This window comes from Acidovorax sp., assembly GCF_046341535.1.
Taxonomy (GTDB): Bacteria; Pseudomonadota; Gammaproteobacteria; order Burkholderiales; family Burkholderiaceae_C; genus Acidovorax.
Window position 1 is genome coordinate 1 of sequence record NZ_JBKDRI010000046.1, and the last position, 8449, is coordinate 8449.

At 65.7% G+C, this 8449-nt stretch carries 10 protein-coding genes and 1 pseudogene; 7 read left to right on the forward strand and 4 right to left on the reverse strand.

The features are described from left to right. Nucleotides 1–248, reverse strand: a 248-nt coding sequence (locus ACK543_RS03085) for a hypothetical protein (RefSeq protein ID WP_409941393.1), incomplete at its 3' end; no start/stop codon positions are given. A 53-nt stretch (nt 249–301) separates the two neighbouring features. Here ACK543_RS03085 and ACK543_RS03090 point away from each other — a divergent pair. The 3 genes from ACK543_RS03090 to ACK543_RS03100 are packed head-to-tail and all read left to right on the forward strand — an operon-like array spanning nt 302 to nt 2894. Continuing rightward, nucleotides 302–1174 (forward strand): hypothetical protein, encoded by an 873-nt coding sequence (locus tag ACK543_RS03090; RefSeq protein ID WP_409941394.1) that lies wholly within the window; start codon nt 302–304, stop codon nt 1172–1174. A gap of 23 nt (nt 1175–1197) precedes the next feature. Further along, a complete protein-coding gene (locus tag ACK543_RS03095) occupies nt 1198–1812 on the forward strand; it encodes a sigma-70 family RNA polymerase sigma factor (RefSeq protein ID WP_409941395.1) in 615 nt (204 codons plus the stop codon). Further along, the gene (locus tag ACK543_RS03100) at nt 1809–2894 is read left to right on the forward strand and encodes an ankyrin repeat domain-containing protein (protein ID WP_409941396.1); all 1086 of its coding nucleotides are present in this window, start codon (nt 1809–1811) and stop codon (nt 2892–2894) included. Before ACK543_RS03095 ends, ACK543_RS03100 begins: the two co-directional genes overlap by 4 nt. Nucleotides 2895–2956: 62 nt before the next feature. Here the strand turns inward: ACK543_RS03100 and ACK543_RS03105 are convergent, their stop codons facing one another. From ACK543_RS03105 to ACK543_RS03115, 3 genes and pseudogenes are all read right to left on the reverse strand, one after another. Then, nucleotides 2957–3826 carry an HDOD domain-containing protein gene (locus ACK543_RS03105; RefSeq protein ID WP_409941397.1) on the reverse strand — a complete coding sequence of 290 codons (870 nt, stop codon included), beginning with the start codon at nt 3824–3826 and terminating at the stop codon, nt 2957–2959. 392 nt (nt 3827–4218) lie between these two features. Continuing rightward, a pseudogene (locus tag ACK543_RS03110) lies at nt 4219–4692 on the reverse strand (LysR family transcriptional regulator); the annotation flags it as partial. A gap of 260 nt (nt 4693–4952) precedes the next feature. Next, nucleotides 4953–5627, reverse strand: coding sequence for a DUF1566 domain-containing protein (locus ACK543_RS03115; protein ID WP_409941398.1), 675 nt, complete (start codon nt 5625–5627; stop codon nt 4953–4955). Between the two features lie 334 nt (nt 5628–5961). On the opposite strand from ACK543_RS03115, the gene ACK543_RS03120 reads away from it, so the two are divergent. The 4 genes from ACK543_RS03120 to arsB all read left to right on the forward strand — a co-directional run. After that, nucleotides 5962–6288, forward strand: a complete 327-nt coding sequence (locus ACK543_RS03120; protein ID WP_409941399.1) for an ArsR/SmtB family transcription factor — start codon at nt 5962–5964, stop codon at nt 6286–6288. A gap of 81 nt (nt 6289–6369) precedes the next feature. Beyond that, nucleotides 6370–6900 (forward strand): ArsI/CadI family heavy metal resistance metalloenzyme, encoded by a 531-nt coding sequence (locus tag ACK543_RS03125; protein ID WP_409941400.1) that lies wholly within the window; start codon nt 6370–6372, stop codon nt 6898–6900. A 15-nt stretch (nt 6901–6915) separates the two neighbouring features. Next, nucleotides 6916–7422 carry an arsenate reductase ArsC gene (locus ACK543_RS03130; RefSeq protein ID WP_409941401.1) on the forward strand — a complete coding sequence of 169 codons (507 nt, stop codon included), beginning with the start codon at nt 6916–6918 and terminating at the stop codon, nt 7420–7422. A 71-nt stretch (nt 7423–7493) separates the two neighbouring features. Further along, nucleotides 7494–8449, forward strand: a 956-nt coding sequence (gene arsB, locus ACK543_RS03135) for an ACR3 family arsenite efflux transporter (protein WP_409941402.1), incomplete at its 3' end; no start/stop codon positions are given.

An 8449-nucleotide genomic window follows, 5' to 3' on the forward strand; every position in this document is an offset into this window, starting at 1 on the left:
TGCGGTCTGCGCTGGCGCGGGCTCGGGCAGTCCACGGTGTTGCTTTTCTTGCCAATAGCCAGGCTATTGGCTGCAAAAAGCGCCTTGTGGCCTATCCCAATCCGCACCAGCGCATCCTCGCGAGGGTTATGCAGAGCTTCCCAAGGGGTTTGTGCGATGAGCCCCGCCCTTCCCGAACAACGCCCAAGTGGCCCGGACAAGACCGGCCCAACATTTTTTTCATATTTCTTGCATCGTTTCAACCCCATCCAGCCGCCCCGTTCGTTTCACCCAGCACCACCACTTTTTTGATGGAGCTGCCATGAAACCACGCTTTTTCACTTTGCCCGCTCTCGCGACACTGGCCGCGTTGCTGGGCCTGGCCCACCTGCCCGCCCAGGCCATTGGCCACCTGGCCGATGTGACCATCGTGGACCGCGATACCGGCGCCACGTTGCCCGTGCACTACGCCCGGGGCGAATACTGGGTGGCCGGGCGGCCAGGGGCGCGTTATGCCATCAGCGTGCGCAACCGGCAGGGCGAGCGGGTGTTGGCCGTGCCCTCGGTGGACGGCGTGAATGTGCTCAGCGGCGAGACGGCCGCCTGGGATCAGCGCGGCTATGTGTTCTCGCCCCACGAGCGATACCAGATCACCGGCTGGCGCAAGAGCGATAGCGAGGTGGCCGCGTTCGAGTTCTCCCACATCGCCAACTCCTATGCCGCCCGCACGGGCCGCCCCGCCCATGTGGGCGTGATTGGCGTGGCGCTGTTCCGGGAGCAGCCGCCGGTGCCCGTGTCCGTCCCTACCCCCGAGCGCTATAACCAGCACCGCGACAGCAGCCAGAGCCCGGGGCGCCTGCGCGAGGAGCCCGCATCGCCCGCGGCCGCAGCACCGGCCGAGGCCGAATCCTCCGCCCGCTCCATGGCCGCCGACAGCGCGGCCAGAGCCATCCCCATGCCAGCGGCCAAGCTGGGCACGGCCCACGGCCAGCGCGAGACATCGGTCGTCTCGCACACAATCTTCACGCGCCTGCAGGAGCAGCCCAACGAAATCATCAGCATTCGCTATGACAGCCGTGAGAACCTGATCGCAGCCCGAGTGATCCGCGAGCCCATGGCCCGCCCCTATCCGCCCCACATGCCGCGCGCGTTTCCACAGTCGGACAACCTGTCGTACGTTCCTGACCCCAGGTAGGCCCGGGGCCCGTACGAGCGCGCATGAGGGCCTCGCATAATGTCCGGGTGCCAGCCGCCCCACCCTCTGACGATGCCAACGACCGCGATGAAGCGCTGATGCTGCGCTACGCCAGCGGCGACCTGGGTGCCTTCGACCAGCTCTACGCGCGGCACGAACTGGCCGTGTGGCGGTTTGTGTTTCGCAGTGTGAAGGTGCAGGCCGTGGCCGATGACCTGTTGCAGGACGTGTGGTTTGCCGTAGCGCGCAACGCCACCCGCTACGAGGTCAAGGCCAAGTTCCGCACCTGGCTGTTCACCCTGGCACACCACCGGCTGGTGGACCACCTGCGCACCGCCAAACACCACACCAGCCTGGACGCCTGCGATGACGATGCGTGCACGCTGGCCGACACGCTGGTGGCTGACTCGGGTTTCGGGCCCCTGCGGCAACTACAGTCGCGCGAGCAGGCGGCCGCGCTGATTGCGGCAGTGGAGCAGTTGCCACTGGAGCAGCGCGAGGCCTTCTTGCTGCAGGCCGAAGGCGACCTGAGCGTGCAAGAAATTGCCGAGGCCACCGGAGTGAATTTTGAAACCGCCAAGAGCCGTCTGCGCTACGCGCGGGCCAGCCTTCGCCAGCACCTCAAGGAGTTTGTATGACCCGGCGGGACGACGAACTGGTCCGGCGCTACCACGAGGCCAGCGAGCTGGAAGACGCCCGCCCCGGTGCGCAGGTGCGCGATGCCGTGCGTGCACATGCGCAAATGCTGGCAACGGCCGCTGCCCGGCTGCCCACCCCTGCAGCGCCCATGCCCAATGTCCCCAGCCGCACTGCCGCCAACCAGCCACGCTGGAAGATCTCGGCACTGGCCACGGTAGCCGTGATGGGGCTTGCCGGTTTGCTGATGTTGCAGTTTGATCGCGGAACGCCCGAAGAGAAAGAGATCGCCTACGGCCAGCGCCGGACCTACATGGGTACGCCTGCTGCAGTGGCGCCTGGGGCTCGAACCACAGAACAAGGTTCGGAGCCAACGGCCCCGGCGGCAGAGCCCGGCGCTGCCCGCGCAACCGCGCGTCCATCGACCCCGACCACCGCGCCAGCGCTCGCTGCACCCGCGCCCCAGCCCGTCGCGCCCCGAGCCACACCAACCCCCGCTATCCGTGAGGCAGAGGCCCCAGCAGCTTCGCGCCAGGCCGGTGACGCCTCCGCCTTCCCTGCATCGTCCCCCGCCGTGGCCGCCGCGCCCATCCCACCCCGGACCGAGCCCGCTCCAGCGCCCCTTGCCGGGTCTCACAAGCGCGCCGCAGCCCAGGATGCCTCTGCAGCCTCCATGAGCAGGCAGAAACTAACGGCCGCCGAAGCGGCTGCGCCCACCGCGGGTAATCCGGCTGCCGAGTCCACCCGCGCTGTGGCGCCGGCTCAAAGCATGCCCACACCCGCCGCCGACGCGGTGCCTGGCCCACCCCAGTCGCTTGATCTGCACAACGCGGCCCGTGCAGGCAGCATCCCGCAAGTGGAAAGCCTCATCCACCAGGGTGCGGTCCTTGACGCCCGCGACAGCGCAGGCAGAACAGCGCTGATGTTGGCCGCCATGCAGGGTCAAACGGCCACCGTCCAGAAGCTTTTGGCGCTGGGCGCCAACCCGTTATTGCTGGACCGCGATGGGCTGAGCGCGGCGCAGCTGGCCCGGCAGCAAGGGCATGACAGCCTTGCCGAACTGATAGAGACTAAGCGTCGATAGCGGCTGCGACGAACCCGGCCCGAACGCCTGGAGGGGATCGCGCGCGACCCGGAATCAGAGCCTCAAAATCGCACGGCCTCGAAGGCCGGGTAGAGCGCGTCGATCCAGTGATCGAGCTCATTTTGCGTGACGTTCAGGTGGGCCATGCAGGTTTCGCCATGGGATTGCCATTCACGCGAGGGAGGCAGATTCTCGTGGTGAGTCACCAGGAAGTCGGCCAGTTCCCCCATGGCGACCAAGCGGCGCACCGTAGGATCGAAGCGTTCATCGGCCAGACACGCAAAGTCGTGGTGCAGCCAGATGGCTTGCGCTACGGCCGCAGGTAGATGCCAAGTGCGGGCCACGATGGCACCCACCACCGCATGGTCGGTCCGGTGGTTGGCGTTTTCCGTCTGGGTAAAGGTTCGGTCCTGGCGGGCCAATGCTTCGGTCAGCGTCGATCCATAACCGCGCACCGCCTTGATCAGCACCGGAATCCCCACATGACAAAACAGCCCGAAGCTGTAGCCCAGGCCGGGGTCCATGTTGTAGAGCTGCAGTCCGATGTGTTCGCAGGCGATGGCTCGGCGCTGTGAGCTTTCCCAGAAGTGTTCGAGCAACGGGGATCGGACGTTGAGGGCATGGCGGGTAATGAATGCCGCCAGCAACTCCACCGAAGGGCGCAATCCCAGCACCGTCAGCGCCATGCCCACCGTTTGCGCTGGCTGCTCAAGCCCATGCAGCGAGCTGTTGGCCATTCGAATCAGCGCTGCCGCCATGGCAACGTCCGCCGAGGCGAGATGGTCGAGTGCGGCCAGGTCGACTTCGGAGCCCGCCATGGCCTGCTGCAGTCGCAGCAAGTATTCAGGACACGGCGGGATCACGATGGCGCGCACAGCAGGATGTAAACGTGCCTGCTGGATGTCCAGGTCGATGGAGTGAGGAGAATTCACGGGCACATTATTCCGGGCAAACGGGACAAAAAACAGGCCGCCTTCGCAGCACCGCGACACAGAGGCCAGGCTGCTGACAGGCCAAGTTGCTTTTGCTTGCATTGTGACCGCAAAACGGGCGTTCTTGGAAGCTTGCAAGCACTGGCGCCACAGTCTCCCGATCAGAAGGCTGCGTGCTTTGCAACCACCGATGCCCCAACCCTTTGCTGCCATCGTGCACTGCGAGATTGGCGCAATTTGTGCCCAACCCTTTTGAGGATGGGCCCTTGCCAACCGGTATCGCGCGGGGCGCATGGTTGGAGGCCAGCACTGCGCGATGTGCCGCTGAACGCTGTGGCTGCACAGAACGCCCGGAGCAATGCCGAGGGCTCTCAGATGCCTGCACCATCCACCTGTACGACCATGCTGCCGCTGTCATCCACCGAAGGGCGCACCCGCAGCGCCACGTCGATGCCCTCTTCCACCAGATTGACAGCGCGGTTGCTGACCATCATCTCCACGCGCACCTGCGGAAAGCGGGCCAGAAATTGCGGCATCAGTTCGGCCAGTACCGTCTGCGCCAGCGTCACAGGGCAGCTCACCCGAATGGTGCCGCGCGGAACCGCCTGCACCTGGGCCGCAACATCCGCCGCCGCCTGCGCTGATTCGCGCATAGCCTGGCAATGGCGCAGATACGCCTCGCCGACTTCGGTGAGCGAGAGGCGGCGTGTGGTGCGCTGCAAAAGGCGAACCCCCAGCTGCGATTCCAGCTCGGACACCCGCCGGGACAGGCGCGACTTGGGGATGCCCAGCGCCCGACCCGCCGCCGCAAAGCCGCCACGCTCCACCACTTCGGCGAAGTACAGCATGTCGTTCAGGTCTGGCATGGCATTCATTGTTCGACAGACAGGCCCATCGATGGAAAAGTCGGCAGCTTATCAACGCTGGCGTCGCCGATCAGAGTCCAGCGCTGGTCGCCACCGGGGCAGCTTCAGCGGTTGAAGCCACACACAGGCGGTGCGGCAGGCGCACAACGCGGCACAGCCGCCATGCTATCCGGGTGCGGGGAGCGCCAGTCAGGAAGTAGCCAAACATCATGGCCTCACGCCCGCCCCCCCATGGACCGCCAGCGCGGCGGGCAGACGCCCTACCTTGCTGTATCGGACGCCACCATGGGACGCACCAGCCGCACCGGCAGCCTGCTGCTGCGGGCCGTATCGCCGCGCGCCTCGCCGGTCGATACATTGATGGCCCACCCTTTGACCAGCGTCGCCTGCCGGCCAAGCTCACCCGACCTGCCCTCCATCACGGTGCCGTAGTTGTAGGCATTGGACGACATCGCGTTCACGTTGGAGGTTGCTGTCCAGTGCCAGCCGCCCGGGGCTGCGGGAAACAGCGCCGGATTGAGGCCGGGTGGCGTTGCTGCCTTGTCAACCAGTCGCGCCATTTCGGCTGCGCGCGGCAGTCGCCAGGCAACGCCCTTGGCCCGTGCACGCTCCGCGGCCAGCGCAGAAGCCTCAGACCGGTCAAACAGCGCGACCGAGCCCACGCAGGTCTTGCCAGTCCACAACATGCCCTCCACGCAGCGCGGCCAGGCCAGCTGCGACCGCATGTCCAGGATGTGCGTGCCGTCGGCAGACACGACCCAATTGGAAGCAGGGTCGGCTGCTTTGGACTCCCGGGCAGGTGCTGAAGGTGCGGCGTCGGCCGCCAGTGCCCACATCCCGCCTGCAACCCCGGCAAGCGCCACGGCTGCCACGGCAACGCCAAGCCTCGCCAGAAGCTGGTGAATGAGCCTGGATCGGCAGTTCAGCAGTGGCATGGTCAAAACTGCAAAACGCAGAATGATGTGCGACGTGCCCATTTTGCACCTTTAGTCGCCATCGGGCCAGAGCTTCATCACCGGGTGCCAACGCCTGTGCCATCGGGCAAGGGCACGCGTGCCGATCCGCAGATGCCCCCATCGCACGACCTGCCTGCACTGCGCCAAAGCCAGCGCAACACGGCGACGCGGGCACTTGCGAGGCCGCCACGCGCACGACCCGGGGGGATGGCGGTGAACGAACCACGCGGTGTCAGCCTGGCTCGAATGCGCCAACGCGAGCACAAACAGATTCATTCATGCAATATTTCTACTTTTGTTGTATTATAGAAATATGCAAGAAAACGAAGTGATCCGATCCCTCGCCGCGCTGGCCCAGGAGGTACGCCTGCGCGTGTTCCGTGCGCTGGTGGTGGCAGGCCAGGCCGGGTTGACGCCGGGCGCGCTGTGCGAGCAACTGGGCATTGCGCCCAACACGTTGTCGTTTCACCTCAAGGAGCTGTCCTACGCAGGGCTTATCAGCCAGGAGCGCCAGGGGCGCAACCTGATCTACCGGGCTTCGTTCACCGCCATGGCATCGCTCATGGCCTACCTGACGGACAACTGCTGCCAGGGCGCGCCCTGCACCGCTGACGAAGCCGCCGCGGCCTGCGGCTGCTAGTGCCGCTGTTGTTCCTGTGCGTAGTGGCAGTGACCCATTGCAACTCTCTATCCGTATGTCCGTCCGCTGAAAGGAACCCCCATGAAACGATTTCACGTGCATCTGCATGTCGCTGATCTGGCCCATAGCGTGGCCTTTTACTCGAAACTCTTTGGCGCTCAGCCCACCCGCGTGGAGTCTGACTACGCCAAGTGGATGCTCGATGATCCGCGCGTGAACTTTGCCATCTCGACCCGCGGCAGCGCGCCCGGCGTGGACCATCTGGGTTTTCAGGTGGATGACGCCAGCGAACTGGCCGAGCTCAAGGCCCGCGCCCAGGATGCTGATTTGGCGTTGCTGGACGAAGGCGCCACCAGCTGCTGCTATGCCCGCAGCGAAAAGCATTGGGTGACCGATCCGCAGGGCATCGCATGGGAGCACTTTCACACGCTGGGCAACATCCCGATGTTCAACGAGGCGGCTGCACAGCCCCAGACGGAAACTGCCAACACGGCCAGCCTCAGCGCGGGCGCTGCATGCTGCCCCCCGGCTCGGCCCCAGGTCAAAGCGGCCACCCCTGCCGCGTCGGCCTGCTGCGGCCCCACCACCACCAGCGCCAGCCGTTGCTGCTGAAGATCCGGAGACACCATGAACGACACCCGCCCCCCCTTGAACGTGCTGTTCCTGTGCACACACAACTCTGCCCGCAGCATCCTGGCGGAGGCACTGCTCAACAGCATGGGCCAGGGCCGCTTCAAGGCCTTTTCAGCAGGCAGCAGCCCGCGCGACCACCAGCAGCCCCACCCGCTCGGCCTGCAGGTGCTGGCGCAGGCGGGCATACCCACCGACGGGCTGCGCAGCAAAAGCTGGGACGAGTTCGCCGCCCCTGGCGCGCCGCACATGGACCTGATCATCACCGTGTGCGACAACGCGGCGGGCGAGGTCTGCCCCTTCTGGCCCGGCCATCCAGCCACGGCACACTGGGGCTATGCCGATCCGTCCGCGGGTGATGGCCCTGCCGCCGACAAGCTCGAAGCCTTCCGCAAAACCTTGCACGCCATCCGGCAGCGACTGGAGCTGCTGGTGAACCTGCCCGACGACAAACTCGCCGCTGCCGCGCTGCAATCCACCGCCCGCGGCCTGCCCGCGCAGTAAAGACGTACCCCATGCAACCCCAAGCTTCCAGACCCAACCCTGCCGCACTGCCGCCATCGCCCGCCACCGGCATGGCGGTATTCGAACGCTACCTCACCGTCTGGGTGCTGCTGTGCATCGTGGTCGGCATCGCCCTGGGCCAGTGGCTGCCCGGCGTGGCCCGCACCGTGGGCGCGCTCGAGGTCGCCCGCGTGAACCTGCCGGTGGGCCTGCTCATCTGGGTGATGATCATCCCCATGCTGCTCAAGGTGGACTTTGGTGCGTTGGCCGAAGTGCGCCAACATGTGCGCGGCATCGGCGTGACGCTGTTCGTCAACTGGCTGGTCAAGCCATTTTCGATGGCGCTGCTGGGCTGGTTGTTCATCCGCCACTGGTTTGCCCCCTACCTGCCAGCGGACCAGATCGACAGCTACATCGCCGGGCTGATCCTGCTGGCCGCTGCGCCCTGCACGGCCATGGTGTTTGTGTGGAGCCGACTCACAGGCGGCGACCCGCTGTTCACGCTGTCGCAGGTGGCCCTGAACGACAGCATCATGATCGTGGCATTTGCGCCGCTGGTGGCTTTCTTGCTGGGCCTGTCGGCCATCACGGTGCCGTGGGACACGCTGCTCACCTCGGTGGCGCTGTACATCGTTGTGCCCGTCGTGATCGCGCAGTGGCTGCGCAAGCGGCTGCTGCAACAAGGCCAGAGCGCCTTCGACGCTGCGGTGGCGCGCACGGGCCCCTGGTCCATCGCTGCACTGCTGGCCACGCTGGTGCTGCTGTTCGCATTCCAGGGCGAGGCGATCCTGCGCCAGCCGCTGGTGATCGCACTGCTGGCCGTACCGATTCTGATTCAGGTGTTTTTCAATTCGGCGCTAGCTTACTGGCTGAATCGCAAGCTGGGCGAATCACACAGCGTGGCCTGCCCCTCTACACTGATCGGTGCATCGAATTTTTTTGAGCTGGCAGTCGCCGCTGCGATCAGTCTGTTTGGTTTTGAATCTGGCGCCGCGCTGGCGACCGTCGTAGGTGTACTGATTGAAGT

Excerpts from the sequence above, each read along its gene's own strand:
- ACK543_RS03090 (WP_409941394.1), top strand. The coding sequence starts at position 302 with ATGAAACCACGCTTTTTCACTTTGCCCGCTCTCGCGACACTGGCCGCG.
- ACK543_RS03095 (WP_409941395.1), top strand. The coding sequence starts at position 1,198 with ATGAGGGCCTCGCATAATGTCCGGGTGCCAGCCGCCCCACCCTCTGAC.
- ACK543_RS03100 (WP_409941396.1), top strand. The coding sequence starts at position 1,809 with ATGACCCGGCGGGACGACGAACTGGTCCGGCGCTACCACGAGGCCAGC.
- ACK543_RS03115 (WP_409941398.1), bottom strand. The coding sequence starts at position 5,627 with ATGCCACTGCTGAACTGCCGATCCAGGCTCATTCACCAGCTTCTGGCG.
- ACK543_RS03120 (WP_409941399.1), top strand. The coding sequence starts at position 5,962 with ATGCAAGAAAACGAAGTGATCCGATCCCTCGCCGCGCTGGCCCAGGAG.
- ACK543_RS03125 (WP_409941400.1), top strand. The coding sequence starts at position 6,370 with ATGAAACGATTTCACGTGCATCTGCATGTCGCTGATCTGGCCCATAGC.
- ACK543_RS03130 (WP_409941401.1), top strand. The coding sequence starts at position 6,916 with ATGAACGACACCCGCCCCCCCTTGAACGTGCTGTTCCTGTGCACACAC.